Here is a 25,481-nt window from a genome sequence, read left to right as displayed (position 1 = left end):
GACGTGACGGGGGATCGCACGGCGTGCGGATTCGATCTGGCGTGCCGTCAGACGGCCACGGTCGGTGGACTTCAGGCCGAAATCGCCAAAGGCCTCGGTGTTGCCGGTGGTTGCAATCCCTGTGTTGCGGCCTTTTTGCTCTTTACGGTCTTTACGGCTAGCCGGTTGCAACATTTTCTATTTCTCCTTAGGCCTGGGGCTTGTCGCTGCCATCGGCCGGGGCGGCACAGGCCCTGTGCGAGCAACTGCGCGCCCAGGGCCACCTGGCCACCCCGCTGGACGGCGACCTGACCACCGACGCCGGCCGCGACGCGCTGATGGACGCGGCCCGCGCACTGGCCGGGCCGCTGCGCTGTCTGGTGAACAACGCCTCGGCCTTCGAGCCCGACACCGGCGCCACGTTCGACGCCGACCTGGCCCGGCACCAGCTGGAGGTCAACCTGATCGCCCCGCTGGCGCTGGGCCGCCGGCTGGCCGCCGACTGGCCCGCCGCCGACAGCGACGCCGCCCACGGCAGCGCCTGCATCGTGCACGTGCTGGACCAGAAGGTCTACAACCTCAACCCCGACTATTTTTCATACACGCTGACCAAGCTGGCCCTGGAACGCGCGGTGGCACTGCAGGCGCAGGCGCTGGCACCCCAGGTGCGGGTGTGCGGCGTGGCGCCGGGGCTGATGTTCCTCAGCGGCCCGCAATCGCCCGAGAATTTCGAGCGCGCCAGCCGCGTCAACCTGCTGCGCCGCCCCATCGACCCGGCCGACGTGGCCCGCACCTGCCTGTTCCTGGCCAGCACCGCCGGCCTGACGGGCACCACGCTGTGCGTGGACAACGGCCAGCACCTGGTGCCGCTGGCGCGCGACGTGATGTTCGCCGTGGACAACGGCCACCCCCCTTTGATGCCATGAACGACCTGACCCTGCCCATGCACCACAGCCTGATGGACGAGCTGGCCCTGACCTGCCGCCGCCTGTTCCTGCGCAACCACGAGGTGCAAGCCCACATCGGTGCGCACGATTTTGAAAAAGGCGTGGCCCAGCGCTTGCTTGTCAACGTGGAATTGTGGGTGCCGCTGGCGCGCTCGACGCCGTCGCTGGACCGCCTGCACGAGGTGGTGGACTACGACTTTGTGCGCACCGAGGTGGCGCTGCGGCTGGCGCAAGGCCACATCGAACTGCAGGAAACCCTGTGCGACGACCTGGCCGACCGCTTGCTGGCCCACCCGGGCGTGCGCGCGGTGCGCCTGTCCACCCGCAAACCCGACGTCTACCCCGACTGCGAAGCGGTGGGGGTGGAAGTGTTCCGCCTCAAGCCCGACTCGCCATGAACCACCCCGCCTCCAAAGCCGGCACCCAGATCCTGACGCTGACCGGCCTGCGCTTCGACGCCAACCTGGGCATCCTCGACCACGAAAAAACCGGCCCCCAGCCCATCCAGGTGGACGCCGAGCTGAACCAGGGCACCCAGCCGTTGATGCCGCACGACGACGACATCAGCCACGTGCTGGACTACCGCAAAGTGCGCGAAATCATCATCGACGAATGCACCGCCGAACACGTCAACCTGCTGGAAAGCCTGATCGGCAAGCTGGCGCACCGGCTGATGCAGCTGCCCGGCGTGATTGGCGTGCGGGTGAAAATCGCGAAACTGGAAATTTTTGACGACTGCGAGGTCGCCATCCGCATGGAAAGCGGGCAATGGTGAACCCGCCACAGGACCCCGACATGAGCACCGATACCCCCACCCCAGACAGCGCCGAGGCGAAAAAGGCGCTGAAGATCGAACGCGAAGACCACAAGCTGGAAAAGCGCCTGTGCCGCCAGGTGGGCGAAGCCATCACCGACTACCGCATGATCGAGGCCGGCGACCGGGTGATGGTCTGCCTGTCGGGCGGCAAGGACAGCTACACCCTGCTCGACATCCTGATGAAGCTGCGCCAGCGCGCGCCGATCGACTTCGAACTGGTGGCCGTCAACCTCGACCAGAAGCAACCGGGCTTTCCGGCGCACATCCTGCCCGAGTACCTGTCCAAACTCGACCTGCCCTTCCACATCGAAACCCAGGACACCTACAGCGTCGTCAAAAAGGTGATCCCCGAGGGCAAGACCATGTGCAGCCTGTGCAGCCGGCTGCGCCGCGGCATTCTGTACCGCGTGGCACGCGAGCTGGGTTGCAACAAGATCGCCCTGGGCCACCACCGCGACGACATGCTGCAGACCCTGTTCCTCAACATGTTTTTCGGCGCCAAGCTCAAGGGCATGCCGGCCAAGCTGGTCAGCGACAACGGCGAATTCATGGTCATCCGCCCGCTGGCTTACGTGGCCGAAAAAGACATCGTCCGCTGGGCGCAGGTGCAGGCTTACCCCATCATCCCCTGCACCCTGTGCGGCAGCCAGGACAACCTGCAGCGCGTGCAGGTGGGCAACATGCTGCGCGAATGGGACAAGAAATTTCCCGGCCGGCTCGACAACATGCTGCGTGCCCTGCAGAACGTGGTGCCCAGCCACCTGATGGACCGGCAGTTGTTCCCGTTCGAAACACTCCAGACCACCGGCGTGGCCGACGAAAACGGCGACACCGCCTTCGACGAGGAGCCCCTGCCCAGCGCCCCCGCCCTGCCGGCGGAGCAGGTCATTGCCCTCACTCCCCTGGCCTGAACCGCTGCGCACCATGGGCACACCAGACCGCACCACCACCGCCCGGGACCGGGGGCGCCGCAGCGGCTGGGCGGCGGGCCTGCTGGGCCTGGCCCTGCTGCTGGGCGGCTGCGCCAGCGTCATCCGGCTGGACCACGAGGTGCAGAGCTACCCGCGCTGGTCGGCCGGTGCCGTGCCCGGCCCCGGCGACCGTTTCCGTTTTGAACGCCTGCCCTCGCTGGCGCAAGCCACGGCCGAACAGACCGCCCTGGAAGCGGCGGTGGGCCGCCGGCTCCAGGCCACGGGGCTGCAGCCGGCCAGCGACGCCGCACCCGCCCGCTGGCTGATCGAAGTGAGCGCACGCTCCCAAAAATTTCCTTATGCGCCCTGGGATGACCCGCGCGAACGCTGGCCCTTCGGTGGCTTGGCCGGGCGCGATTACGTGGTCACGGGCAACGGCAAAGTGGTGCGGATGCCGGGCTTCCCCGGCATGACCCCGCCCTACTACCAGCGCGAAGTGTCGGTGCTGGTGCGGGACGCACGCAACGGCCAGGCGGTGTACGAAAGCCGGGCCGCCCACGACGGCCCCTGGCACGGCACCCCCGCCATCTGGGAGGCCCTGGTGCAGGCGGCCCTGGACGGCTTTCCCCAGGCCCCCAGCGGTCCGCGCCGCGTCACCCTCGACGTGCCGCGCTGACACCCCGCCCGGCCGGGCGGCGTCCGTTCAGGCGGGGAGGTGGCCGTAGCGGGCCAGCACGGAACGCAGCACGTCGGCCAGTTCCTTGGCCGCGAACTTGGCCACATAGGCATCGGCCCCTGCGCTGCGCACGTGGTTCTCGTTGGTGTCGCCGGTCAGCGAGGAATGGATCACCACCGGCAGGCCGCGCATGCGCGGGTCTTTCTTGATGTTGCGCGTCAGGGTGAAACCGTCCATCTCGGGCATTTCCAGGTCGGTCAGGACCACCGCCACCTTGTCGTGCATGGGAATGCCCTGGGCCTCGCAGTCGGCGGCGATCTCGAGCAGCTTGTTCCATGCCTCCTGGCCGGTCTTGCCCATCAGGAAAGGCAGGTCGAGCACGCGCAGCTCCTGTTCGATCATGCTGCGCGCCACGAAGGAATCGTCGGCCGCCACCACCACGCTGCCGGGCTTGATGGCCACGGTCGGACCCACGGTCTCGGCCTTGACCTCCACCGCCTCGTTCGGCAGCACGCGCTGCAGGATGGACTCCACGTCGAGGATCTGTGCCAGGCGGGTGCTGTTCTGGTCGCCGTCCAGGCGGGCGATGCTGGTCACGTAACCGCGCGCCACGGTGCCGTCGGCCGACAGGATCTGGTTCCAATCCAGGCGCACGATGTCTTCCACCGACTCGGCCGCGAAGGCCTGGGTCGTGCGCGCGTACTCGGTCACCAGCATGATGTTCAGGCCGGTCTGGGGCGTGCAGCCGACCACGGCGGGCAGGTCGATCACCGGAATCACCTGGCCGCGCAGGTTGACCACGCCGAGCACGTGCTGCGGCGCGCCGGCCATGGCGGTCACCGGCGGCATGGCCACGATCTCGCGGATCTTGAAGACGTTGATGCCGAACAGTTCGGAGCGTTCGCTGCCGGCCGAGAGCCCCAGACGGAATAAGAGCATCTCGAACTTGTTGGAGCCGGTGAGGTTGGTGCGTTCGTCGATGTCCTTCTGGATGGAAGAGGCGCTCATGGAGGTTTCCTGGTGCTTGGCGGGCCCACGGCCCACCGGTTGTTACCATTCTAGGCACAACCGTCGCCCACACAAGGAGTTTCGTTTGCACTGCACCCGCATCCTGGCCATCCGCCACGGCGAAACCGCCTGGAACAAAGACACCCGCATCCAGGGCCAGCTCGACATCCCCCTGAACGACACCGGCTTATGGCAGGCCCAGCGCACCGCCGAGGCCTTGCGTGGTGAAGCGGTCAGCGCCGTCTACGCCAGCGACCTGCAACGCGCCGCGCAAACCGCCCAAGCGATCGGGGCCGCCCTGGCGCTGCCGGTGCAACACCACCCGGGCCTGCGCGAACGGCACTTCGGTGATTGCCAGGGCGCGACCTGGGCAGAACTGGAAACGCTGCGCCCGGAGGTGGCCGAGCCCTGGCGCCGCCGCGTGCCCGACTTTGCCCCGCCCGGCGGTGAATCCCTGCTGACCCTGCGCGAGCGGGTGGCGCAGACCTTTGCCGAACTGGCCGCCCAGCACCTGGGCGAGCAGATCGTGGTGGTGGCCCACGGCGGCGTGCTCGACATCCTCTACCGCCTGACCACGCGGCTGGACCTGCAGGCCCCGCGCACCTGGCTGCTGGGCAACGCCGCCATCAACCGGGTGCTGTGGACCCCCGAAGGCCTGACCCTGGTCGGCTGGGCCGACACCGCGCACCTGGCCGACAGCACGCGCGACGAACTCACGTCCTGAAACGCGAGCGCCCGGCGCTCAGGCGAGGGGACTCAGGCCGCGGCGCCTGGGTCAAACAGGCCGGGCTCCACCTGCGGCGGCTGCAGCCCCAGGTGCCGGAATGCCGCCAGCGTGGCGATGCGTCCGCGCGGCGTGCGCTGCAAATAGCCCTGCTGGATCAGGTAGGGCTCGATCACGTCCTCGATGGTGTCGCGCTCCTCGCCGATGCTGGCGGCGATGTTGTCCAGCCCCACCGGCCCGCCGTCGAACTTGTGGATCACCGCTTCCAGCAGCTTGCGGTCCATCAGGTCGAAGCCCACCGGGTCCACGTCCAGCATCGCCAGCGCGCGGTTGGCCATGTCCAGGGTGATGGTGCCGTCGCCCTTGACCTCGGCGTAGTCGCGCACCCGGCGCAGCAGGCGGTTGGCGATGCGCGGGGTGCCGCGCGAACGGCGCGCCACCTCGAACGACGCGTCGGGTGCGATCGGTGCGCCCAGCAGCCCGGCACTGCGTTTGACGATGCGGGCCAGCTCCTCGGGCGTGTAGAACTCCAGCCGCCCGACGATGCCGAAACGGTCGCGCAGCGGGTTGGTCAGCATGCCGGCGCGGGTGGTGGCCCCCACCAGGGTGAAGGGCTGCAGGTCCAGCTTGATGGAGCGCGCGGCAGGGCCTTCGCCGATCATGATGTCGATCTGGTAGTCCTCCAGCGCGGGGTAGAGGATTTCCTCCACCACGGGCGACAGCCGGTGGATCTCGTCGATGAACAGGACGTCGTTGGGCTCCAGATTGGTCAGCAGGGCGGCCAGGTCTTTGGGCTTTTCCAGCACCGGACCGCTGGTTTGGCGCAAATTGACGCCCAATTCGTGCGCGATGATGTGCGACAGCGTGGTTTTGCCCAAGCCCGGCGGGCCGAACAGCAGCACATGGTCCAGCGCTTCCTGGCGCTTTTTGGCTGCGCCGATGAAGATTTCCAGCTGCTCGCGCACCTTGGCCTGGCCCACGTACTCGGTCAGGCCCTTGGGCCGCAGGGCGCGCTCCAGCGCCTCCTCGCGGCTGCTTTCGGGCACGGCAGACACCATGCGCTTGGGCGCGGGGGCAAAGTCGTCGGTTTCGATCGCCATGCGGGTCCCTTATTTGGCCAGCGCCTTCAGTGCCAGCTTGATGCCTTCGCTCACGCCCACCTCGGCCGGCAGGGCCTTCAGGGCAGCCGCGGCCTCCTTGTCGTTGTAGCCCAGCGCCAGCAAGGCCTGCTGGATGTCATTGTGGGCGTCGCTGTGCGCCGCGCCGCCCACCGGCCACAAATCGGCACCGATCTTGCCTTTGAGCTCCAGCAGCAGCCGCTCGGCCGTCTTTTTGCCGATGCCCGGCACCTTCACCAGCCGCCCCACTTCCTGCGCGGTGATGGCCTGCGCCAAGTCCTGCACGCTCAGTCCGGACAACACGCTGAGCGCCATGCGCGGCCCCACGCCGGTGATCTTGATCAATTGCCGAAAGGCCTCACGTTCAGACGGCGTGGCAAAGCCGTAGAGGATCTGCGCGTCCTCGCGCACCACAAAATGCGTCAGCAGCGCCACCTTCTCGCCACTGGCAGGGAGGTGGTAGAAGGTGCTCATCGGCACGTCCACCTCGTAGCCCACGCCGTGGCAGTCGATCAGGATTTGCGGGGGGTTCTTTTCCAGCAGCGTGCCGGTCAACTTGCCTATCATTGGAAGATTCCTTTTTTCGGATTATCGGTTTGATTCTTCGCCACACCTTCTCCCCGCCCGACAACGTGCGCATGGCGCACCTGTGCGGCCCCATGGACGCGCACATCCGCACCGTCGAAGCCGCGCTGCAGGTCAAGGTGGCGCACCGCTTCGAGCAGTTCCGCGTCGAAGGCCCGAAGGCCAAGGCCGAACAGGCGATGGAGGTGCTGCAGGCGCTGTACGAGATGGCGCGCAGCCCCATCCCGGCGGAGCAGGTACAACTCATGCTCAGCGGCGACACCGCCCTGCCCGACGCTGGCGTGGACGCGGTGGTGGTGCAGACCCGCCGTGGCGAAGTGCAGGGCCGCACCGCCAACCAGCAGCGCTACCTGGCGAACATGGCCACGCACGACATCACCTTCGGCATCGGCCCGGCGGGCACTGGAAAAACCTATTTGGCCGTGGCCTGCGCGGTGGACGCGCTGGAGCGCAGCGCGGTGCAGCGCATCGTGCTGACCCGCCCGGCGGTGGAAGCCGGCGAACGCCTGGGCTTTTTGCCCGGCGACCTGGCGCAAAAGGTGGACCCCTACCTGCGCCCGCTGTACGACGCGCTGAACGACCTGATGGGCTTCGACAAGGTACAAAAAGCCTTCGAACGCCAACAGATCGAGATCGCCCCGCTGGCCTTCATGCGCGGGCGCACGCTCAACCACGCCTTCGTCATCCTCGACGAGGCGCAGAACACCACGCCCGAACAGATGAAAATGTTCCTCACCCGCGTCGGCTTCGGCAGCAAGGCGGTGATCACCGGCGACATCAGCCAGATCGACCTGCCACGCACGCAGTTGAGCGGCCTGATCGACGCCGAGCGGGTGCTCAAACGCGTCAAAGGCATCGCCTTCAACCGCCTGACCAGCGCCGACGTGGTGCGCCACCCGCTGGTGGCCCGCATCGTGGACGCCTACGACAAACACGGCCCGAAAGACTAGGGATGCGCAAGCCCCCACGCCCATTTCATTCGCTGCCCCCCAAGGGGGCTTCAGCCTCCTTGAGGCGGCTCCACGGAAGCTGACATGGCCCTGCCCCCACTCACCCTGTCCCTGCAATTCGGCCGCTTCGACGGCGTGGCCGAGCACCGCGCCGCCCTGCCCCGCCACAAAGTGGAACGCTGGCTGCGCCACGCGCTCGACGCCGACGGCGAAATCACCGTGCGCATCGTGGACGCCGAAGAAGGCCAGGCCCTGAACCGCGACTACCGTCAGAAAGACTACGCCACCAACGTGCTGACCTTCGACTACGCCACCGACCCTGTGGTGATGGCCGACCTGGTGCTGTGCGCCCCGGTGGTGGCGCGCGAGGCCGCCGAACAGGGCAAGACCCTGCAGCAGCACTACGCCCACCTGCTGGTGCACGGCGCCTTGCACGCACAGGGTTGGGACCACGAAACCAGCGAGGCCGACGCGGAAGAAATGGAGGCCCGCGAAATCGAGATCCTGGCCGGGCTGGGGCTGCCCAACCCCTACTGAGCGCGGCAGCCGACACACCGGCTGCCGGCCCCGGTCAGCTCAAAGCAGGCGCACCTTCACGCTGCGCCCCTTGATGCGCCCGGCCGACAGCCGGGCCTCGGCCTGCCGGGCCACCGAGCGCTCCACCGCCACGTAGGTGGAAAACTCGTTGACGTTGATCTTGCCGATCTGCTCCTTGGCGAAGCCGGCCTCGCCGGTCAGCGCGCCCAGCACGTCGCCGGCGCGGATTTTTTCCTTGCGCCCGCCCACGATCTGCAGCGTGGCCATGGGTGCGCGCAACGGTTCGCGGCTGGCGGCGGTCAGCTCGGCCAGCGGGGTCCAGCGGGTTTCGCGGCCCTGCAACTGCTCGATGCGGCCCACGCTGCCCATCTCGTCCAGGCTGACCAGGGTCACGGCCAGGCCCTCGGCGTCGCCGCGTCCGGTGCGCCCGATGCGGTGCACGTGCACCTCGGGGTCGGGTGTCACGTCCACGTTGACCACACAGCCCAGCTGCGCGATGTCGATGCCGCGCGCGGCCACGTCGGTGGCCACCAGCACCGAACAGCTGCGGTTGGCGAACTGCACCAGCACCTGGTCGCGCTCGCGCTGCTCCAGCTCGCCGTACAGCGCCAGCGCGCTGAAGCCCTGGGCCTGTAGCACCGCCACCAGGTCGCGGCACTGCTGCTTGGTGTTGCAGAACGCCAGCGTCGATTCCGGCCGGAAGTGGTTGAGTACCTGCGACACCGCGTGCAGGCGCTCGCCCTCGGCCACCTCCACCCACACCTGGCGGATCTTGGCCGCGTCGTGCTGGGCCCGCACCTTCACCGTCTGCGGCTGGCGCATGAACTGCGCGGCCAACTGGGCGATGCCGTCGGGGTAGGTGGCGGAAAACAGCAGGGTCTGGCGCTGCGCCGGGCAGCGGCGCACCACTTTGGCGATGTCGTCGAAAAAGCCCATGTCCAGCATGCGGTCGGCCTCGTCCAGCACCAAGGTGCGCACCGCGTCCAGGCTCAGGCTGCCGCGCTCCAGGTGGTCCAGGATGCGCCCGGGCGTGCCCACCACCACGTGGGTGCCGTGCTCCAGGCTCAGGGTCTGGCCGCGCAGGGCCACGCCACCGCACAGCGTGACCACCTTGAGGTTGCCCACCGCCCGCGCCAGTTTGCGGATCTCGGCGGTCACCTGGTCGGCCAGTTCGCGCGTGGGGCACAGCACCAGCGCCTGCGCCTGCCACTGGGCCGGGTCCAGCTTTTCGACCAAGGGCAGGCCAAAGGCCACGGTTTTGCCGCTGCCGGTGCTGGCCTGGGCGATCAGGTCCTGCCCGGCCAAGGCCAAAGGCAGGCTGGCCGCCTGGATGGCGGTCATGGCGGTGTAGCCCAGTTGGGTCAGGTTGTCGAGCGTGGCCGGTGTTAGGGGCAGCGCGGTGAAGGCGGCCCCGGCCGCGGCTTGTGCAGATGCGTTCATCGGGCGATTATCCGCCCGATGCCTCCGGTGCCCGCTGGGCGTGGGCGCGGATGGCGGGCAGGGATTGCAGGTAGTGGTAGGCGGTCTGCGCCTCGGGGTAGCGGTGTTCGGCGCCCACGGGGCAGGCGTTGCGCGCCAGGCAACGGTCCTGACAGCCCGAGTCCGCTTGCAAGCGGTGGCTCAGGCAGGCCTGCAAGCGCCACGGGCCGGTGGCCTCGCTGGCCAGGGCACCAGCCGGGCAGGCGCGCACACAGGGCTGGTCGACACAAGCCAAGCAAGGCGACTCCAGCTCCCGTTTCGGCGTCAGCGGCAAGGCCGTGTCGGTCAGCAGCACCGCGCGGTAGGCGAACCAGCTGCCCCACTCGGCGTCCACCCCCACCCAGAAGGGCGACGGCCGGTGCCAGCCGGCCAGGGCACCCAAGGCCTGCAGCCCCACCGGGTGCGGGCCGGGAAAGACCTGGCGCCAGGCGTGACCGGCCAGCGTGCCGTCCATCCAGGCCTTCACACACTCGCCCACGAAGGTGTCCACCGGGTCGCTGCCGTGCAGGCCGCGGCGTTGCAAAGCGGCCCAAAAATCGCGCCCGCGGTGACCGATCAGGATGAGCTGGGTGAAGCGCCCACGCTCGGCCTCGTTCAGGCCCAGGGTGGCCTGCACGCTGGCGGGCAAACGGTGCAGGTCGAACACCGCGTGCAGGTGCAGGCCCTGGGCAGACAAGGGGGCAAACACATCGGCAATCCCGGCCCGTGGCACCGTGGTCGATGCGCCGATGCCGGCGGCAGATGGGGCGTGCATGGTGTGGGATGGGTTGGCGCTCAGGCGCTCATCTGCAAGGAAATGGTCACCGGCCCGTCGTTGACCAGGTGCACCTGCATGTCGGCCGCGAACCGACCGGTTTGCACCAGCGGGTGCACCGCCCGGGCCTGGGCCACAAAGTGTTCGTACAGCCGGCGCCCTTCGTCGGGCGCGGCCGCGCCGGTGAAGCTGGGCCGGTTGCCGCCCGCCACGTCGGCCGCCAGGGTGAACTGGCTCACCACCAGCAGGCCGCCGGCCACGTCCTGGACGCTGCGGTTCATCTTGCCGGCCTCGTCGCTGAAGATGCGCAGCTTGAGGAGCTTCGCCAGCAGCTTGTCGGCCACCGCGTCGCTGTCGCCGCGCTCGGCGCACAGCAGCACCAGCAGGCCGGGGCCGATCTGGCCGACCACTTCATCGGCCACCACCACCCGCGCTTCGCGCACGCGCTGCAACACGGCCTTCATGCGCCGTCCTCCTGAAAATGCGCCTCGATGCCGGCCGGCAGCAGCTGGATGCTGGCACGCAAACCGGGCACGGCGGCCATCAAGGCGCGCTCAACTTCGGACCGCACCGCGGCGGCCTGGCCCAGCGTCCACTCCGCCGGCACATGCATGTGCACGTCCACAAAACAACGTTCGCCCGCCTGCCGGGTGTACAGATGGTCAAAGCGCACCGCTTCGGTCCCGGGGCGCTCGAAACCCGCCAGGGTGCTTTCAATCGCCTGGCGCACCTCGACCGGCACCGCGCCGTCCATCAGGCCGTGCGCCGATTGCCAGACGAGACGCCCGCCCTCGCGCAGGATGTTGAGTGCCACCCCAATAGCCAGCACAGGGTCCAGCCACCACCAGTCGGTCAGCCACACCAGCCCCAGGCCCAGCACCACGCCGGCCGACGTCCAGACGTCGGTGAACAGGTGGCGGGCATCGCCCTCCAGGGCCACGGAACGGTGCAGGCGCGCCGCCTTCAGCATCACCCAGGCCAAACCGCCGTTGAACGCCGAACTCAGCACCGACAGCGCCAGCCCCCAGTTCAACGCCTCCAGCGGCTGCGGCGTGACCAGACGCTCCACCGCCGTCCACACAATGCCCAGCGCCGCCACGAAAATGAGAATGCCCTCGAAACCGGACGAAAAATACTCTGCCTTGTGGTGACCGAAAGGGTGGTCCTCGTCGGCCGGACGGGCCGCCACCGTCACCATGACCAGCCCGAAGGTGGCCCCGGCCAGGTTCACCAGCGACTCCAGCGCGTCCGACAACAAGCCGACCGAGCCGGTGACCCACCAGGCCAGGGTTTTGAGGGCGATCGTTAGGATCGCCACCACCACCGACGCCGTCAGCAGGCGGCGTGGGGTCAGGTGCAACAACAGTTCTGGGGCCATATCAGGGGTGTCCACACATGAGATCCCCACATGATGTCTTCGCCAGATTAACCCAAGGTGACGCGCGCGAACTTGCGCTTGCCTACCTGCACCACGTAAACGCCAGCGTCCAGCTTCAGGCCCTTGTCGCTCACCACGCCACCGTCCACGCGCACGCCGCCGCCGTCGATCAGGCGGTTGGCCTCGCTGGTGGAGGGCGCCAAATTCGCCTGCTTGAGCAAGGCCCCGATGCCCAGCGGTGCGCCGCTCAGGCTCACCTCGGGGATCTCGTTGGGCACGCCGCCCTTGCTGCGGTTGATGAAGTCCTGCTCGGCCGCATCGGCCGCCGCCGCGCTGTGGAAACGCGCCGTGATCTCCTTGGCCAGCGCCACTTTGGCGTCCTTGGGGTTGGCGCCCTGGGCAATCGCCTGCTTCAAGGCGTCGATCTCGGCCAGAGACTTGAAGCTCAGCAGCGTGTACCAGTCCCACATCAGCGTGTCGCTGATGGACAGCACCTTCGCGAACATGGTGTTCGCGTCCTCGGTGATGCCGATGTAGTTGTTCTTGGACTTGGACATCTTGTCCACACCGTCCAGCCCCACCAGCAGCGGCATCGTCAGGATGCACTGCGGCTCCTGGCCATACTCGGCCTGCAGGTGGCGACCCATCAGCAGGTTGAACTTCTGGTCGGTGCCGCCCAGCTCCAGGTCGCTTTTCAACGCCACCGAGTCGTAGCCCTGCATCAGCGGGTACAAAAACTCGTGCACGCTGATCGAGGTGCCGGCGGTGAAGCGCTGGTGGAAATCGTTGCGCTCCATCATGCGCGCCACCGTGTACTTGGCCGCCAGCTGGATCATGCCCATGCTGCCCAGCGGCAGGCACCACTCGCTGTTGTAGCGGATCTCGGTCTTGGCCGGGTCCAGCACCAAGCTGGCCTGCTTGTAGTAGGTCTCGGCATTGGCCTTGATCTGCTCGGGCGTCAGCGGCGGGCGCGTGCTGTTGCGGCCCGACGGATCGCCGATCAGGCTGGTGAAGTCGCCGATCAGGAAGATCACCTGGTGACCCAGGTCCTGCAGTTGGCGCATTTTGTTGAGCACCACCGTGTGGCCGATGTGGATGTCGGGCGCCGTCGGGTCCAGGCCCAGCTTGATGCGCAGCGGCTGGCCGCTGGCCTCGCTCTTTTGCAGCTTCTTGACCCAGTCGGCCTCGGGAATCAGCTCCTCGCAACCGCGCCGGGTCACGGCCAGGGCGTGTTGCACCGCGTCCGACACGGGCGCCGCCGGCGTTTCAGAAACAGCAGATTGGTGATCGTTCATAAGGGTTATTACAGATGTCTGCAGACGCGCAGCCGGTACAATGTCAAATGGTCCGAAGCCAGATTTTAGTTGGCCTGCTTTTTGCAGACACAACCATCTGACGCAGATTGCCCGCGCGCCTGCCGTCGCTTCACCGAATGTAACTTGTTGCCGGCTGACGCGCCCTGGGGCGTGAAGACGGCATTTTGTGCCTCCATCACGCATGAACGAACTGGCCCGCCAACTCCTGTCCACCTTGCAGCGCTACCCCAAGCGCTTCATGGGCGGCCTCGGTGCCCTGCTGCTGGGCACCGGTGTCACGGCCTTCGGTATCGCCCCCATCGACGACGGCATCGAACAACTCCCCGTGCGCCAGCTGGTCGAAGCGGTGCAGCCCACCACCGTGGCGGCACAGGACGCACTCGCCGCCCCCGTGCCCTTCGTGCTGTTCCGCAGCGACGTGACCCGCCGCGACGACAACGCCGCCAGCCTGCTGCAGCGCCTGGGCGTGAACGACACCGAAGCCAGCGCCTTCCTGCGCCGCGATGCCGTGGCACAGGCCCTGCTCCAGGGCCCGGCCGGCAAATTGGTCATGGCCGAAACCGGCGACGACCAGCGCCTGCAGCGCCTGACTGCCCGCTGGCTGCCCAGCGACGACAGCGACAGCTACCGCCGCCTGGTGGTCGAACGCACCGCCGCTGGGCTGACCGCCCGCACAGAAACGGCCGAATTCACCAAAGCAGTGCGCCTGAGCAGCGGCACCGTGCGCAGTTCGCTCTTCGCCGCCACCGACGCCGCCCGCCTGCCCGATGGCATCGCCTCGCAACTGGCCGACCTGTTCTCGGGCGAAATCGATTTCCGCCGCGACCTGCGCGCCGGCGACACCTTCAGCGTGGTCTACGAAGCCCTCGAAGCCGACGGCGAGGTGCTGAAATACGGCCGACTGCTGAGCGCGGAATTCGTCAACCAGGGCAAATCGCACCAGATGTTGTGGTTCGAAGAGCCCGGCCAAAAAGGCGCCTTCTACACCTTCGAAGGGCAAAGCCTGCGCCGCGCCTTCCTGGCCTCGCCCCTGGCCTTCTCGCGCGTGAGCAGCGGCTATGGCATGCGCTTCCACCCCATCTCGGGCGGCCGCAAAGCCCACTTGGGCGTCGATTACGCCGCCCCCACCGGCACCCCGGTGCGCAGCGTGGCCGATGGCGTGGTCGAGTTTGCCGGCTGGCAACGCGGCTATGGCAACGTCATCCACATCCAGCACCGCCAGAACAAGACCACGGTGTACGCCCACCTGAGCCGCATCGACGTGCGCAAGGGCCAGCGCGTCGGCCAGAGCGACCGGATCGGCGCCGTCGGCTCCACCGGCGCCTCCACCGGCCCGCACCTGCATTTCGAGTTCAAGGTCGCCAACCAGCACCAAGACCCCCTGAACATCGCCCGCAACAACGAAGGCCTGCCCATTTCCTCCAGTTCGCGCAAGGCCTTCAGCCAAGTGGCCGGCGCCATGCGGCTCAAGCTCGCCTCGGCCGCCACCCTCGTCCAGGCCAGCGCGGACTGAGCCGCCGCCGGCATCGCGCGTGCGCGAACACTACATCGGCCTGATGTCGGGCACCTCGCTCGACGGGGTGGACGGCGTCCTGATGGCTTTCGAAGCCAACCACGCACAGGTGCTGACTTCGGCCAGCACGGCCATGCCTCCCGACTTGCGGACCGCCTTGGCCGCCCTGAACCAGAGCGGCCCCGACGAACTCCACCGCGCCAGCGTGGCGGGTCATGGCTTGGCCCAGCTTTACGCCGAGGTGGTGCAGCGCCTGCTGCAGCAGGCCGATATGCCTGCATCGGCCATCCGGGCCATCGGCGCCCACGGGCAGACCGTGCGCCACGCCCCACCCGGCCCGCAGCACGCCACCCCCTACACCATCCAACTGAACCAGCCCGCCTGGCTGGCCGAGCGCACCGGCATTGCCGTGGTCGCCGACTTCCGCAGCCGCGACATCGCCGCCGGCGGCCAGGGCGCCCCGCTGGTTCCTGCATTCCACAAAGAGGTGTTTGGCCAAACCGGCCGATCGGTGGCCGTGGCCAACATCGGCGGCATCGCGAACCTCACCGCCCTGCCAGCGGACGGGCGCGTGCTGGGCCTGGACACCGGCCCCGGCAATGCTTTGATGGACGAGTGGTGCCAGCGCCACACGGGCCACTGGTACGACGCCGGAGGCGCCTGGGCCGCGAACGGCACCGTGGCGGAGTCGCTGCTGGGCGTCTTGCTGGCAGAGCCGTATTTTCAACAGACCGGCGTGAAGAGCACCGGCCGCGACCTGTTCCACGCCGCCTGGCTGGACCGGCACCTGGCGCACCACCCCGGACTGAACCCGGCCGACGTGCAGGCCACCTTGCTGCAATTGACCGCCCGCACCCTGGCCGCGGGCGTGCAAGGCACAGACTGGCGCGGACAGGCGCCCGAAACGTTGCTGGTGTGTGGCGGCGGCGCCTTGAACCACACCCTCATGGCCGCCCTGCGGGCCTGTTTGCCGGGCATGGAGGTTGAAACGACCGCCCGCCTGGGCTGGCCGATCGATCAAGTGGAGGCAGCCGCTTTCGCTTGGTTGGCCCGCCGCTGCGTGCAGGGCTTGGCCGGCAACGAACCGCAAGTCACCGGCGCCCGCGGCCCGCGCGTGCTCGGCGCCATCTACCCCGCCTGAACGGGGCCAGCCCCGCTCAGACGCTGAAGCTGGAACCGCAGCCGCAGGTGGTGGTGGCGTTCGGGTTCTTGATCACGAACTGCGCGCCCTGCAGGTCTTCCTTGTAATCGATCTCGGCGCCCACCAGGTACTGGTAGCTCATCGCGTCGATCAGCAGGGAGACGCCGTTCTTGGTCATTTCGGTGTCGTCTTCGTTGACGACCTCGTCGAAGGTGAAACCGTACTGGAAACCCGAGCAGCCGCCGCCCTGGACGAAGACGCGCAATTTCAGGTCGGGGTTGCCTTCCTCGGCGATGAGGTCGGCCACCTTGGCCGCGGCGCTGTCGGTGAAGACCAACGGGGCGGGCATTTCGGTTTCGACGTGTTCAGCTAGAGCGCTCATGGTGCAACTTTCGACTCGGGGACAACGGGCAGAATACTAAAGCAAAATGGTCAGGAATCGAACCGCCTGGCGATTCCCAGCACCACAGGTGGGGTTTTTCACCCGACCAGAAAAAAACCGCCACCGGACAGATCCAGCAGCGGCTTTTGGAGAAACCGCCCACCGACCCAAGGGCCCGAGGCGGTTTCGCAGACCCCAGCGATCAGCGCTTGGAGAACTGCTTGCGGCGGCGTGCAGAACGCAGACCGACCTTTTTACGTTCGACTTCGCGGGCGTCGCGGGTCACGTAACCGGCGGCGCTCAGGGCGGGCTTGAGCGCTGCGTCGTAGTCGATCAGGGCACGGGTGATGCCGTGGCGCACGGCGCCGGCCTGGCCGGATTCGCCACCGCCGTGCACGTTGACTTGAATGTCAAACGACTCGGTGTTTTCGGTCAGCACCAGCGGCTGCTTGGCAATCATGATCGAGGTCTGGCGGCCGAAGAACGCTTCGATGTCCTTGCCGTTGACCGTGATCTTGCCGGAGCCTTTTTTCAGAAACACGCGGGCGACGCTGGATTTGCGACGGCCGGTGCCATTGTTCCAATCACCAATCATGGCAGCTCCTTAGATGTCCAACACTTTGGGTTGCTGGGCGGTGTGCGGGTGCTCGGCACCACCGTACACTTTGAGCTTCTTGATCATGGCGTAACCCAGAGGGCCCTTGGGCAGCATGCCCTTGACGGCCTTCTCGAGTGCGCGGCCAGGGTGCTTGGCTTGCAGATCGCGGAAGTTCGTACCGTAGATGCCGCCCGGGAAACCGGAGTGGCGGTAGTACATCTTGTCCAGGGACTTGGTGCCCGTGACTTTGAGTTTGGCCGCGTTGACGATGACGATGAAATCGCCGGTGTCGACGTGAGGGGTGTAAATGGCTTTGTGCTTGCCGCGCAACCGGAGTGCCACTTCGCTGGCAACACGTCCGAGCACCTTGTCGGTGGCGTCAATCACAAACCACTCGTGCACCACCTCAGCGGGCTTGGCGCTGACGGTTGTTTTTTGCATGAGATTGCTCTGTTCAGAGTTGGTTTGGCGGGTTCTTTTCCACGGTCGGTGTTGCTCTGTTGGCAACCTCTTAGGTGGGACTTCGCCCCAGGGGCGCCTTCGCCGCGGAACCCAAAAATCGCTGCGAAGCTTGCCATTATAAGCCACGCTCGCCTGCGGCGCAAATATCTGCTGCAAGCGGCGGCGGGCGGCAGACAGGGCGGGGCCTACCTACAATGCCAACCCTTGCGGCCCGTCCTTCTCTCCGTACGGACCGTTTTTGACGAAAGACACTGAGCATGCGCAACGAATTCCGACTGATCGCCCTGGCCGCCACCCTGACCGTGGCCGCTTGCGGCCAAAAAGAAGCCTCCACCCCCTCCGCTGCCCCGGCCAGCGACGCTGTGGTGGTCAAGATCGGCCACGTCGGCGCCACCAGCGGCGCGGTGGCGCACCTGGGCAAGGACAACGAGAACGGCGCCCGCATGGCCATCGACGAGCTGAACGCCGCCGGCATCACCTTCGGCACCCAGAAGGTCACCTTCGAGCTGCTGGCCGAAGACGACGCCGCCGACCCCAAGCAGGGCACCGCCGCGGCCCAGAAGCTGACCGATGCGCAGGTCCACGGCGTGGTCGGCCACCTCACCTCGGGCACCACCCTGCCGGCGTCGCAGATCTACAACAGCGCCGGCATCCCGCAGATCACGCCCTCCTCCACCAACCCCAAGCTGACGCGCCAAGGCTACGCCGGCGCCTTCCGCCTGGTGGCCGACGACGTGCAGCAAGGCAGCGCCATGGGCCGTTACACGGCCGAGACGCTGCAGGCCAAGACCGTGGCCGTCATCGACGACCGCACCGCCTACGGACAGGGCCTGGCCGACGAGTTCGAAAAGGCCGCCGCAGCAGCAGGCGCCCAGGTGGTGGCCCGCGAGTTCACCAACGACAAGGCCACAGACTTCAACGCCATCCTGACCAGCATCAAGGCCAAAAAGCCGGACGCCATCTTCTTCGGCGGCATGGACGCCGTGGGCGGCCCGATGCTGCGCCAGATGCGCCAGTTGGGGATGCCGGCCAAGCTGGTCGGCGGCGACGGCCTGTGCACGGGTGAAATGATCAAGCTGGCGGCCGAAGCCCTGGGCGACGGCCAGGTGTATTGCGTCGAAGCCGGCGGCGTGGACGGCGACGAAGTGGCCCTGTCCGAGAAGTTCCGTGCCGACTACAAGGCCAAGTACCAGATGGAAGTGCAAGCCTACGCCCCCTACGCCTACGACGGCGTCAAGCTGCTGGCCCAGGCGATGCAGACGGCCGGTTCCGCCGATCCGGCGCAATACCTGCCGGCGCTCAAGGCCATCCAGTACCAGGGCGCCTCGGGCAAGGTCGCTTTCGACGAGCAGGGCAACCGCAAGAACGCCGCCCTGACCCTCTACACCTTCAAGGCGGGGCAGCGCGAACGCCTGGCCGTGATCCGCTGACCCCCGGCTGACCATGGGGTACCATCCGCCCCATGTTCAGTTACCGCCACGCCTTCCACGCGGGCAACCACGCCGATGTGCTCAAGCACATGACGCTGGTGGCCCTGTTGCACTACCTGGGCCAGAAAGACACGGCCCTGACGGTGGTGGACACCCACGCCGGCGCCGGGGTCTACCGGCTGGACCAGGACCATGCCCGCACCTCGGGCGAATCGGACGACGGCATCTTCCGACTGCAGGCCGCCGCTGCGCAAGCCCAATCCGTCGGGGCAACGCCACCGGACCTGGTGCAGGCCTACCTGGGCCAGGTGGCGGCCTTCAACCCGGGGCTGCCCTGGCGCACCTACCCCGGTTCGCCCTGGATCAGCCAGGCCCTGCTGCGCCCGCAAGACAAGCTCAAGCTGTTCGAAGTCCACCCCACCGACACCAAGGTGCTGGAAAAACAGGTGGCCGAGTTGGGCCGTGGCAAGCAGATCGAGGTGCTGCGCCGCAACGGCTTCGAGGGCCTCAAAGCCCTGCTGCCGCCGCCCAGCCGGCGCGGCCTGGTGCTGATCGACCCGAGCTACGAACTGAAAACCGACTACCAGGCGGTGCTGGACTGCCTGGAGGACGCGCTCAAACGTTTTCCCACCGGCACCTACGCGGTCTGGTACCCGGTGATCGCCCGCCCCGAGGCCCACGCCCTGGCGCGCAAGCTCAAAACCTTGAGCCAGCGCCACCAACGCAACTGGGTGCAGGCCGAACTGAACGTGGGTCTGACCCCGACCGAAGGCACCAGCACCCAGGTGGCGCAAGGGCGCACCGCCACCTCGATGCGCGCCAGCGGCATGCACATCATCAACCCGCCCTTCACCCTGGGCGCGCAATTGCGTGAAGCCCTGCCCTGGGTGACGAATGCCCTGAAAGCCAGCACCGGCTCGGGCTGGACCGTCGAGCACGGCAACGCCTGAAGTCGCCGGCGCCAGGCCGCACCTCAGGGCTGGGGGGTGGCCGGCTTTTCGATCAGCTGCACCTCGGACACCCCATGCCGGCGGATGCCCAAGGCTTCGGCCGCGGCATGGCTCAGGTCGATGATCCGGCTTTTGAGGTGTGGACCCCGGTCGATGATGCGCACCACCACCTCGCGACCGGTGCGCAGGCTGCGCACGATGACCTCGGTGCCAAAAGGCAGGGTTTTGTGGGCGGCGGTGAGCTGGCGGCGGTCGTAGCGCTCGCCGCTGGCGGTGCGGCGGCCGTGGAAACGGTTGGCGTAATACGACGCCGCGCCTTGCTCCAGCACAGACCTGGGCAACGGGAGATCGATCGACTCGGCGTGCAGGGCCTCCACCGCGTCAACCAGGCTCCCGGTGGGCACGGTGGACAGCAACGGCGGCGGCAAGCCGGGCTCTGGCACAGGCTCTACCGCCCAGACCGGCACCGCCCCAGCCACCGCCAGGACCAGCGGACACACCGCTTGGCGCACGCAGCCCCGGACACCCCGGTGCTGGGGCATCCCGCGAAAAGCCCAGATCGTGAAGGTCATGGTGCGGTCAAGGGGCCGACGCCATGTCCTGCTCGGCCACCTGGGCCATCAACCCAGGCCCAAACGCCGCGCCAGCGCCAGCGTGGCCGCGCTCTGGTTCATGGTGTAGAAGTGCAGCGCCGGCACACCACCGCTGCGCAGGCGTTCGCACAGTTCGGCCGTCACGTCCAGACCGAAGGCCTTGATGGACTCGGCGTCGTCGCCGAAAGCCTGCAGGCGCAGGCGGATCCAGCGTGGCACCTCGGCACCGCAGCTGTCGGCAAAGCGCAGCAGGCCCGACGAGTTGATGATGGGCATGATGCCCGGGACCACCGGCACGTCGGCACCCAGCTTGGCCGCCTCGTCGACGAAACGGAAGTAGGCGTCGGCATTGAAGAAGAACTGCGTGATCGCCGAACTGGCGCCAGCCTTGACCTTGGCCACGTAGGCCTGCACATCCGACTCGGGCGACTTCGCCTGCGGGTGCATCTCGGGGTAGGCCGCCACTTCGAGGTGGAAGTGGTCGCCGGTTTCGGCGCGGATGAAGGCCACCAGATCGGCGGCGTAGCGGAACTCGCCCATGCTGCCGTAGCCGCTGGGCAGGTCCCCGCGCAGCGCGACCAGGCGCTTGACACCCATGGATTGGAACAGGGCCAGCTTCTCGCGCACCGAGTCGCGCGAGGCGCCGACACAGGTGAAATGCGAAGCCCCCTGCTGGCCCTCGTCCAAAATGGCCTGCACGGTCTGCAGCGTGCCATCCTGCGTGGAGCCACCGGCGCCGTAGGTGACCGAACAGAACTCGGGCTGGAGCGCGTAGAGCTGCTGGCGCACGGCACGCAACTTTTCGGCACCCTCGGGTGTCTTGGGCGGGAAAAATTCAAAACTCAGGGGCAGGCCCATACAAAAAACTCCCGGTTGCCGTCACCGCCGGTGATCGGACTTTCGAAATAATCCAGACAACGCCAGCCGACCTGCACACAGGCCTGGCGGATGCGCGCCTCCACCAACGCGAGGCTGGCCGGGTCTTTGACCAGACCACCCTTGCCGATGTGCTCGGGCTGCAGCTCGAACTGGGGTTTGACCAGCATCAGCACATGGCCTTGGGGCGCCAGCAGGGGCACCAGCGCCGGCCACACCAGCGTCTGGGAAATGAAGGACAGGTCGCCCACCACCAGATCGAACGGCGGTGCGACCGGCGCACCCCCGGCTTGCGCCAGGGCGTCGGCCGTCAGCTCGCGGGCGTTGCACTTTTCGATGCACCGCACCCGGGCGTCGCCACGCACCCGCGGGTGCAACTGGCCGTGGCCCACGTCCACGCCCACCACCTGGGCGGCGCCGTGCTTCAGCAGGCAGTCGGTGAAACCGCCGGTGCTCTGGCCCACGTCCAGGCAACGCAGCCCCGCCACCGGCTGGCCGGTGTGGCGCAAGGCGCCTTCCAGCTTGAGACCGCCGCGCGAAACGTAGCGCGACTCGGCGGCATCGGCCAATTCCAGCTCGGCACCAACGGGCAGCTCGTCGCCGTTCTTGGCCACGGTACGCCACGCCCCCTCGCCCGCGCCGGGCAGGCGCCAGCGCAAACCGGCGGCGATCAGCCGCTGAGCTTGGGAGCGCGACGCAGCCAGCCCGCGTTCGACGAGGAGCTGGTCCGCCCGCATCAGTAGCGGTAGGTGTCCGGCTTGTACGGACCTTGCTTGGGCACGCCGATGTAGGCGGCCTGCTCGTCCGACAGCTCGGTCAGCATGGCGCCGACCTTCTTCAGGTGCAGGCGTGCCACTTTCTCGTCCAGGTGCTTGGGCAGCACGTAGACCTTGCCCACGTCGTAGCCTTCGGGGTGGCAGAACAGCTCGATCTGGGCGATGGTCTGGTTGGCAAAGGACGACGACATGACGAAGCTGGGGTGGCCGGTGCCGCAACCCAGGTTCACCAGGCGGCCTTTGGCCAGCAGGATGATGCGCTTGCCGTCCGGGAAGATCACGTGGTCCACCTGCGGCTTGACCTCTTCCCACTGGCATTTTTCTTCCAGCTTGGCGACCTGGATCTCGTTGTCGAAGTGGCCGATGTTGCAGACAATGGCCTGGTCCTTCATGGCGGCCATGTGCTCGAAGGTGATCACGTCGCGGTTGCCGGTGGTGGTGACGAAGATGTCGGCCTTGTCGGCGGCCCACTCCATGGTCACGACCTTGTAGCCTTCCATCGCGGCCTGCAGGGCGTTGATGGGGTCGATCTCGGTCACCCACACCTGGGCGCTCAGCGCGCGCAGGGCCTGGGCCGAGCCCTTGCCCACGTCACCGTAGCCGGCGACCACGGCCACTTTGCCGGCGATCATCACGTCGGTGGCGCGCTTGATGCCGTCCACCAGCGACTCGCGGCAGCCGTACAGGTTGTCGAACTTGGACTTGGTGACCGAGTCGTTGACGTTGATGGCGCGGAACATCAGCGTGCCCTTGGCCGACATTTCCTTCAGGCGGTGCACGCCGGTGGTGGTCTCTTCGGTCACGCCGATGATCTGGGCGCTCTTGCGGCTGTACCAGGTGCTGTCCTCGGCCAGCTTGGCTTTGATGGCCGCAAACAGGATGCGCTCTTCATCGCTGCCGGGGTTGGCCAGCACGCTCTGGTCTTTTTCGGCCTGCTTGCCCAGGTGCATCAGCAGCGTGGCGTCGCCGCCGTCGTCCAGAATCATGTTGGGGCCTTCGCCCTCGGTGCCCTTGGCGCCGAAGTCGAAGATGCGGTGGGTGTAGTCCCAGTAGTCGACCAGGGTTTCGCCCTTGACGGCGAACACCGGCGTGCCGTTGGCGGCGATGGCGGCGGCGGCGTGGTCCTGGGTGGAGAAGATGTTGCACGAGGCCCAGCGGACTTGCGCGCCCAGGGCCTGCAGGGTCTCGATCAGCACCGCCGTCTGGATGGTCATGTGCAGCGAACCGGTGATGCGCGCGCCCTTCAGGGGCTGCTTGGCCGCGAATTCCTCGCGAATGGCCATCAGACCGGGCATTTCGGTTTCGGCGATGCGGATTTCCTTGCGGCCCCACTCAGCCAGACCGATGTCGGTGATGGCGCAGTCGGCGTTCACGGGGTGTTTCAGGGATGCGTTCATGGTGGCTCCAAAGCACAGCTTCGCGGACGAAGCGTCGTCAAAAAACCACTGACTCGGGGAAAAGGGACTCACCGCACGGCCAGTGGGTGAGCGTCGTTGCGGATGGAGGCCAAGCGCGGCTTGACCGACTGCCGAGCCTCGCGTCCCGTGGGCCGGATTACCCGGGTGTGGACGCTGCAACGCTCCTCGGCAGGCTTGTATTATAGAGAGAGGTACGGCAGCTTGCCAAGCGAGCGCCGGGGAGTGCCTCTCTATAATCGCCCAAACCCCAGCCGGACCCCGCCTTGAGCCAGCCCACGCCCACTCCCTTCAACGCCTTGTCTCTGGTGGCCGCCGACATGCGTGCCGTGGACGCGGTCATCCAACACAGCCTGAGCAGCGACGTGCCGCTGGTGGGCCAGGTGGCGGAGTACATCATCGGTGCCGGGGGCAAACGCGTGCGCCCCGCCCTGCTGCTGCTGCTGTGCGGCGCACTGGGTTGCACCGACCCGCGCCGGCACAGCCTGGCCGCGGTGGTGGAATTCATCCACACCGCCACCCTGCTGCACGACGACGTGGTGGACGAATCCACCCTGCGCCGCGGCCGCGACACCGCCAACCAGGTGTTCGGCAACGCCGCCAGCGTGCTGGTGGGCGATTTCCTGTACTCCCGCGCCTTCCAGATGATGGTGGACGCGGGCAACATGCGCATCATGCAGGTGCTGGCCGACGCGACCAACGTGATCGCCGAGGGCGAGGTGCTGCAGCTGATGAACATGCACGACGCCTCGCTGGACGAACAGGCCTACCTGCGCGTGATCCGCGCCAAAACCGCCCAGTTGTTCGAAGCCAGTGCCCGCCTGGCCGCCATTCTGGCGGGTGCCGACGCCGATCTGGAAGCCCGCTGCGCCGACTACGGCCAGGCCTTGGGCGCCGCCTTCCAGGTGGTGGACGACGTGCTGGACTACGAAGGCGACGCCACCGAACTGGGCAAGAACCTGGGCGACGACCTGCGCGAAGGCAAAGTCACCCTGCCCATCATCTGCACCCTGCGCCGCTGCAATGCCGAAGATGCCGCCATGATCCGCGCCGCGATCGAACAAGGCGACACCGATCGGCTCGACGACATCTTGCGCGTGGTTCGGGACAGCGGCGGCCTGGAAGACGCCCGCCGCGCCGCCCTGGCCGAGGCGCAACGCGCGGTCGACGCGGCCCGCGCGCTGCCCCCAAATATTTACGCCAAAGGTTTGGTACAATTGGCGGCTGTTCTGTTGGAGCGACGCTCCTGAGAACACATCGGGGTGTAGCTTAGCCTGGTAGAGCGCTACGTTCGGGACGTAGAGGCCGGAGGTTCGAATCCTCTCACCCCGACCAGACAAAAAACGAAAAAGCCTAAGTGAATCAAGCACTTGGGCTTTTTTGCTTTTGATCGCCATGAATGACGATTCGGAGTAAATCTCGATCCTCGATGGCCCAAGAATGGCCCAGAGAATCGATGTAGTTTTGACTCGCGGCGCGTGCTGCACGTCCGCACAGAACAGGCTTACAGCTTGACGGTGCTGTGAATTTCCCCATACTGTCATGCATGGGTGGACGTAACAGCGCTCCTGCCTTGCGCCCTACAAGAACGCTGTGTAGCCCAAGGCGCAAGAGGCAGGTGAGATCAAGTGAAATGAGAGATAGCTTGATCAATAGAGCACGCAACGCTCGGCTGCTTTGAGCAGCCAGGGGGCGCAGACTGGGCCGTAAGCGCACGCGGTCCTTTCGAAACCCCAAGTGACTACGGCACCGTGAGGTGCGGCGACCAGCGCATGAGCTTCGACCACCAGTGGCTCTGCACGCCGCAACCAACAGCATCGGCTCTCGCAAGCGCGTTTGCTTGTGAGACTCCTATGCCGAGATCATCTCCGGTCGCCCGTACTGGCGACTCATCACCCCCCGCACGCTCAAAGAGCACGCCCAGGGCGGTTGTTCAGGCCGTCGCTGAGGGCTTTGCCCCCATATGCCTAGCTCCTGCACTGCCGCCTATAGCCTCGCCCGCGGATCTGCCACGGATTCTGTTCATCGAGCAACTTGCCCCCCTCATTGGCAAGACGGAGACGACGATCAGAACGTGCGCCACCAATGCCAAGTATGCCCACCTAATTCCCCGGCCATTCAAGATGCCGGGATCACGTCGTCTCTGCTGGTACGAAGCCGACGTAC

The 25,481-nt window shown here is 67.1% G+C and carries 29 protein-coding genes, 1 tRNA gene and 1 riboswitch; of the genes, 14 read left to right on the top strand and 16 right to left on the bottom strand.

All coding sequences use genetic code 11. The features are described from left to right. Window positions 1-174: ribosomal protein L16 (locus CON77_RS10545; RefSeq protein WP_198552339.1), on the bottom strand; the 174-nt coding region annotated here is incomplete at its 3' end. Window positions 175-200: 26 nt separating this feature from the next. On the opposite strand from CON77_RS10545, the gene CON77_RS10540 reads away from it, so the two are divergent. From CON77_RS10540 to CON77_RS10520, 5 genes are read left to right on the top strand one after another with little or no spacing between them, the layout of a single operon-like run. Next, a complete protein-coding gene (locus CON77_RS10540; RefSeq protein ID WP_101049104.1) occupies window positions 201-905 on the top strand; it encodes an SDR family oxidoreductase in 705 nt (234 codons plus the stop codon). Next, complete coding sequence (locus CON77_RS10535) at window positions 902-1,324, top strand: dihydroneopterin aldolase (RefSeq protein ID WP_232788497.1); 423 nt, start codon at window positions 902-904, stop codon at window positions 1,322-1,324. Before CON77_RS10540 ends, CON77_RS10535 begins: the two co-directional genes overlap by 4 nt. Beyond that, entirely contained in the window at window positions 1,321-1,701 is a 381-nt protein-coding gene (locus CON77_RS10530; protein WP_101049103.1) for a dihydroneopterin aldolase, read from the top strand. Before CON77_RS10535 ends, CON77_RS10530 begins: the two co-directional genes overlap by 4 nt. A gap of 20 nt (window positions 1,702-1,721) precedes the next feature. Next, window positions 1,722-2,654 carry a tRNA 2-thiocytidine(32) synthetase TtcA gene (gene ttcA / locus CON77_RS10525; RefSeq protein ID WP_101049110.1) on the top strand — a complete coding sequence of 311 codons (933 nt, stop codon included), beginning with the start codon at window positions 1,722-1,724 and terminating at the stop codon, window positions 2,652-2,654. A gap of 13 nt (window positions 2,655-2,667) precedes the next feature. Beyond that, window positions 2,668-3,330, top strand: coding sequence for a DUF4136 domain-containing protein (locus CON77_RS10520; protein ID WP_101049102.1), 663 nt, complete (start codon window positions 2,668-2,670; stop codon window positions 3,328-3,330). A gap of 27 nt (window positions 3,331-3,357) precedes the next feature. Here the strand turns inward: CON77_RS10520 and CON77_RS10515 are convergent, their stop codons facing one another. Further along, window positions 3,358-4,338 (bottom strand): chemotaxis protein, encoded by a 981-nt coding sequence (locus tag CON77_RS10515; RefSeq protein WP_101049109.1) that lies wholly within the window; start codon window positions 4,336-4,338, stop codon window positions 3,358-3,360. A gap of 85 nt (window positions 4,339-4,423) precedes the next feature. Between CON77_RS10515 and CON77_RS10510 the strand changes: the two genes are divergently transcribed. Then, complete coding sequence (locus CON77_RS10510) at window positions 4,424-5,062, top strand: histidine phosphatase family protein (RefSeq protein WP_101049101.1); 639 nt, start codon at window positions 4,424-4,426, stop codon at window positions 5,060-5,062. A gap of 32 nt (window positions 5,063-5,094) precedes the next feature. On the opposite strand, the gene ruvB is transcribed toward CON77_RS10510, so the two are convergent. Beyond that, complete coding sequence (ruvB, locus tag CON77_RS10505) at window positions 5,095-6,162, bottom strand: Holliday junction branch migration DNA helicase RuvB (protein ID WP_101049100.1); 1,068 nt, start codon at window positions 6,160-6,162, stop codon at window positions 5,095-5,097. Window positions 6,163-6,171: 9 nt separating this feature from the next. Beyond that, window positions 6,172-6,747, bottom strand: a complete 576-nt coding sequence (ruvA, locus tag CON77_RS10500; protein WP_101049099.1) for a Holliday junction branch migration protein RuvA — start codon at window positions 6,745-6,747, stop codon at window positions 6,172-6,174. A gap of 29 nt (window positions 6,748-6,776) precedes the next feature. Between ruvA and CON77_RS10495 the strand changes: the two genes are divergently transcribed. Further along, window positions 6,777-7,715, top strand: coding sequence for a PhoH family protein (locus CON77_RS10495; RefSeq protein ID WP_101049098.1), 939 nt, complete (start codon window positions 6,777-6,779; stop codon window positions 7,713-7,715). Window positions 7,716-7,799: 84 nt separating this feature from the next. Further along, window positions 7,800-8,252, top strand: a complete 453-nt coding sequence (gene ybeY, locus CON77_RS10490) for an rRNA maturation RNase YbeY (protein ID WP_101049097.1) — start codon at window positions 7,800-7,802, stop codon at window positions 8,250-8,252. A gap of 39 nt (window positions 8,253-8,291) precedes the next feature. Here ybeY and dbpA read toward each other — a convergent pair whose 3' ends face one another. The 5 genes from dbpA to tyrS are packed head-to-tail and all read right to left on the bottom strand — an operon-like array spanning window position 8,292 to window position 13,158. Next, a complete protein-coding gene (dbpA, locus tag CON77_RS10485) occupies window positions 8,292-9,692 on the bottom strand; it encodes an ATP-dependent RNA helicase DbpA (protein WP_101049096.1) in 1,401 nt (466 codons plus the stop codon). 7 nt (window positions 9,693-9,699) lie between these two features. After that, on the bottom strand, window positions 9,700-10,485 hold the full coding sequence (locus tag CON77_RS10480; RefSeq protein WP_198552338.1) for a hypothetical protein: 786 nt from the start codon (window positions 10,483-10,485) through the stop codon (window positions 9,700-9,702). A gap of 20 nt (window positions 10,486-10,505) precedes the next feature. Beyond that, a complete protein-coding gene (gene dtd / locus CON77_RS10475) occupies window positions 10,506-10,949 on the bottom strand; it encodes a D-aminoacyl-tRNA deacylase (protein WP_101049095.1) in 444 nt (147 codons plus the stop codon). Beyond that, on the bottom strand, window positions 10,946-11,863 hold the full coding sequence (locus CON77_RS10470; RefSeq protein ID WP_101049094.1) for a cation diffusion facilitator family transporter: 918 nt from the start codon (window positions 11,861-11,863) through the stop codon (window positions 10,946-10,948). Before CON77_RS10470 ends, dtd begins: the two co-directional genes overlap by 4 nt. Window positions 11,864-11,910: 47 nt before the next feature. Next, window positions 11,911-13,158: a tyrosine--tRNA ligase gene (gene tyrS / locus CON77_RS10465; protein WP_101049093.1), complete on the bottom strand. Its 1,248-nt coding sequence runs from the start codon at window positions 13,156-13,158 to the stop codon at window positions 11,911-11,913. A 202-nt stretch (window positions 13,159-13,360) separates the two neighbouring features. On the opposite strand from tyrS, the gene CON77_RS10460 reads away from it, so the two are divergent. Beyond that, a complete protein-coding gene (locus CON77_RS10460; protein ID WP_101049092.1) occupies window positions 13,361-14,692 on the top strand; it encodes a M23 family metallopeptidase in 1,332 nt (443 codons plus the stop codon). A 19-nt stretch (window positions 14,693-14,711) separates the two neighbouring features. Next, window positions 14,712-15,833 (top strand): anhydro-N-acetylmuramic acid kinase, encoded by a 1,122-nt coding sequence (locus CON77_RS10455; RefSeq protein WP_101049091.1) that lies wholly within the window; start codon window positions 14,712-14,714, stop codon window positions 15,831-15,833. Window positions 15,834-15,849: 16 nt separating this feature from the next. On the opposite strand, the gene erpA is transcribed toward CON77_RS10455, so the two are convergent. The 3 genes from erpA to rplM all read right to left on the bottom strand — a co-directional run bounded on the left by erpA (window position 15,850) and on the right by rplM (window position 17,254). Continuing rightward, window positions 15,850-16,215 carry an iron-sulfur cluster insertion protein ErpA gene (gene erpA / locus CON77_RS10450; protein ID WP_101049090.1) on the bottom strand — a complete coding sequence of 122 codons (366 nt, stop codon included), beginning with the start codon at window positions 16,213-16,215 and terminating at the stop codon, window positions 15,850-15,852. Between the two features lie 202 nt (window positions 16,216-16,417). Then, a complete protein-coding gene (gene rpsI / locus CON77_RS10445; protein ID WP_101049089.1) occupies window positions 16,418-16,810 on the bottom strand; it encodes a 30S ribosomal protein S9 in 393 nt (130 codons plus the stop codon). Between the two features lie 9 nt (window positions 16,811-16,819). Further along, on the bottom strand, window positions 16,820-17,254 hold the full coding sequence (gene rplM / locus CON77_RS10440; RefSeq protein WP_101049088.1) for a 50S ribosomal protein L13: 435 nt from the start codon (window positions 17,252-17,254) through the stop codon (window positions 16,820-16,822). A gap of 278 nt (window positions 17,255-17,532) precedes the next feature. Between rplM and CON77_RS10435 the strand changes: the two genes are divergently transcribed. Further along, window positions 17,533-18,705 carry a branched-chain amino acid ABC transporter substrate-binding protein gene (locus CON77_RS10435; protein ID WP_101049087.1) on the top strand — a complete coding sequence of 391 codons (1,173 nt, stop codon included), beginning with the start codon at window positions 17,533-17,535 and terminating at the stop codon, window positions 18,703-18,705. 32 nt (window positions 18,706-18,737) lie between these two features. Then, a complete protein-coding gene (locus tag CON77_RS10430; RefSeq protein WP_101049086.1) occupies window positions 18,738-19,655 on the top strand; it encodes a 23S rRNA (adenine(2030)-N(6))-methyltransferase RlmJ in 918 nt (305 codons plus the stop codon). Between the two features lie 23 nt (window positions 19,656-19,678). On the opposite strand, the gene CON77_RS10425 is transcribed toward CON77_RS10430, so the two are convergent. The 4 genes from CON77_RS10425 to ahcY are packed head-to-tail and all read right to left on the bottom strand — an operon-like array spanning window position 19,679 to window position 23,297. After that, on the bottom strand, window positions 19,679-20,227 hold the full coding sequence (locus CON77_RS10425; RefSeq protein WP_232788496.1) for a septal ring lytic transglycosylase RlpA family protein: 549 nt from the start codon (window positions 20,225-20,227) through the stop codon (window positions 19,679-19,681). A 48-nt stretch (window positions 20,228-20,275) separates the two neighbouring features. Next, entirely contained in the window at window positions 20,276-21,106 is an 831-nt protein-coding gene (metF, locus tag CON77_RS10420) for a methylenetetrahydrofolate reductase [NAD(P)H] (protein WP_101049084.1), read from the bottom strand. Further along, window positions 21,091-21,861 (bottom strand): TlyA family RNA methyltransferase, encoded by a 771-nt coding sequence (locus CON77_RS10415; RefSeq protein WP_101049083.1) that lies wholly within the window; start codon window positions 21,859-21,861, stop codon window positions 21,091-21,093. The genes metF and CON77_RS10415 overlap by 16 nt, the downstream gene beginning before the upstream one ends. Beyond that, window positions 21,861-23,297, bottom strand: a complete 1,437-nt coding sequence (ahcY, locus tag CON77_RS10410; protein WP_101049082.1) for an adenosylhomocysteinase — start codon at window positions 23,295-23,297, stop codon at window positions 21,861-21,863. Before ahcY ends, CON77_RS10415 begins: the two co-directional genes overlap by 1 nt. Window positions 23,298-23,378: 81 nt before the next feature. Continuing rightward, window positions 23,379-23,491, bottom strand: a riboswitch (S-adenosyl-L-homocysteine riboswitch). A 90-nt stretch (window positions 23,492-23,581) separates the two neighbouring features. On the opposite strand from ahcY, the gene CON77_RS10405 reads away from it, so the two are divergent. Together CON77_RS10405 and CON77_RS10400 are read left to right on the top strand one after the other, a co-directional pair. Further along, window positions 23,582-24,565, top strand: coding sequence for a polyprenyl synthetase family protein (locus CON77_RS10405; RefSeq protein ID WP_439650554.1), 984 nt, complete (start codon window positions 23,582-23,584; stop codon window positions 24,563-24,565). Window positions 24,566-24,573: 8 nt separating this feature from the next. After that, a tRNA-Pro gene (locus tag CON77_RS10400) sits at window positions 24,574-24,650 on the top strand. Window positions 24,651-25,481: the final 831 nt, after the last annotated feature.

It is taken from the genome of Macromonas nakdongensis (genome assembly GCF_002837145.1).
Classification (GTDB): Bacteria; Pseudomonadota; Gammaproteobacteria; order Burkholderiales; family Burkholderiaceae_C; genus Macromonas_B; species Macromonas_B nakdongensis.
Note: the sequence above shows the minus strand (reverse complement) of the source record. Positions and strands in the feature narration are given on the sequence as shown.

Coding starts and splice junctions, on each gene's coding strand:
- rplM (WP_101049088.1), bottom strand. CDS start 17,254: ATGCAAAAAACAACCGTCAGCGCCAAGCCCGCTGAGGTGGTGCACGAG.
- CON77_RS10430 (WP_101049086.1), top strand. CDS start 18,738: ATGTTCAGTTACCGCCACGCCTTCCACGCGGGCAACCACGCCGATGTG.
- CON77_RS10520 (WP_101049102.1), top strand. CDS start 2,668: ATGGGCACACCAGACCGCACCACCACCGCCCGGGACCGGGGGCGCCGC.
- CON77_RS10470 (WP_101049094.1), bottom strand. CDS start 11,863: ATGGCCCCAGAACTGTTGTTGCACCTGACCCCACGCCGCCTGCTGACG.
- dbpA (WP_101049096.1), bottom strand. CDS start 9,692: ATGAACGCATCTGCACAAGCCGCGGCCGGGGCCGCCTTCACCGCGCTG.
- CON77_RS10530 (WP_101049103.1), top strand. CDS start 1,321: ATGAACCACCCCGCCTCCAAAGCCGGCACCCAGATCCTGACGCTGACC.
- ybeY (WP_101049097.1), top strand. CDS start 7,800: ATGGCCCTGCCCCCACTCACCCTGTCCCTGCAATTCGGCCGCTTCGAC.
- ruvA (WP_101049099.1), bottom strand. CDS start 6,747: ATGATAGGCAAGTTGACCGGCACGCTGCTGGAAAAGAACCCCCCGCAA.
- CON77_RS10435 (WP_101049087.1), top strand. CDS start 17,533: ATGCGCAACGAATTCCGACTGATCGCCCTGGCCGCCACCCTGACCGTG.
- erpA (WP_101049090.1), bottom strand. CDS start 16,215: ATGAGCGCTCTAGCTGAACACGTCGAAACCGAAATGCCCGCCCCGTTG.
- CON77_RS10535 (WP_232788497.1), top strand. CDS start 902: ATGAACGACCTGACCCTGCCCATGCACCACAGCCTGATGGACGAGCTG.
- tyrS (WP_101049093.1), bottom strand. CDS start 13,158: ATGAACGATCACCAATCTGCTGTTTCTGAAACGCCGGCGGCGCCCGTG.
- CON77_RS10515 (WP_101049109.1), bottom strand. CDS start 4,338: ATGAGCGCCTCTTCCATCCAGAAGGACATCGACGAACGCACCAACCTC.
- rpsI (WP_101049089.1), bottom strand. CDS start 16,810: ATGATTGGTGATTGGAACAATGGCACCGGCCGTCGCAAATCCAGCGTC.
- CON77_RS10480 (WP_198552338.1), bottom strand. CDS start 10,485: ATGCACGCCCCATCTGCCGCCGGCATCGGCGCATCGACCACGGTGCCA.
- dtd (WP_101049095.1), bottom strand. CDS start 10,949: ATGAAGGCCGTGTTGCAGCGCGTGCGCGAAGCGCGGGTGGTGGTGGCC.
- ahcY (WP_101049082.1), bottom strand. CDS start 23,297: ATGAACGCATCCCTGAAACACCCCGTGAACGCCGACTGCGCCATCACC.
- ruvB (WP_101049100.1), bottom strand. CDS start 6,162: ATGGCGATCGAAACCGACGACTTTGCCCCCGCGCCCAAGCGCATGGTG.
- ttcA (WP_101049110.1), top strand. CDS start 1,722: ATGAGCACCGATACCCCCACCCCAGACAGCGCCGAGGCGAAAAAGGCG.
- metF (WP_101049084.1), bottom strand. CDS start 21,106: ATGGGCCTGCCCCTGAGTTTTGAATTTTTCCCGCCCAAGACACCCGAG.
- CON77_RS10415 (WP_101049083.1), bottom strand. CDS start 21,861: ATGCGGGCGGACCAGCTCCTCGTCGAACGCGGGCTGGCTGCGTCGCGC.
- CON77_RS10460 (WP_101049092.1), top strand. CDS start 13,361: ATGAACGAACTGGCCCGCCAACTCCTGTCCACCTTGCAGCGCTACCCC.
- CON77_RS10425 (WP_232788496.1), bottom strand. CDS start 20,227: ATGACCTTCACGATCTGGGCTTTTCGCGGGATGCCCCAGCACCGGGGT.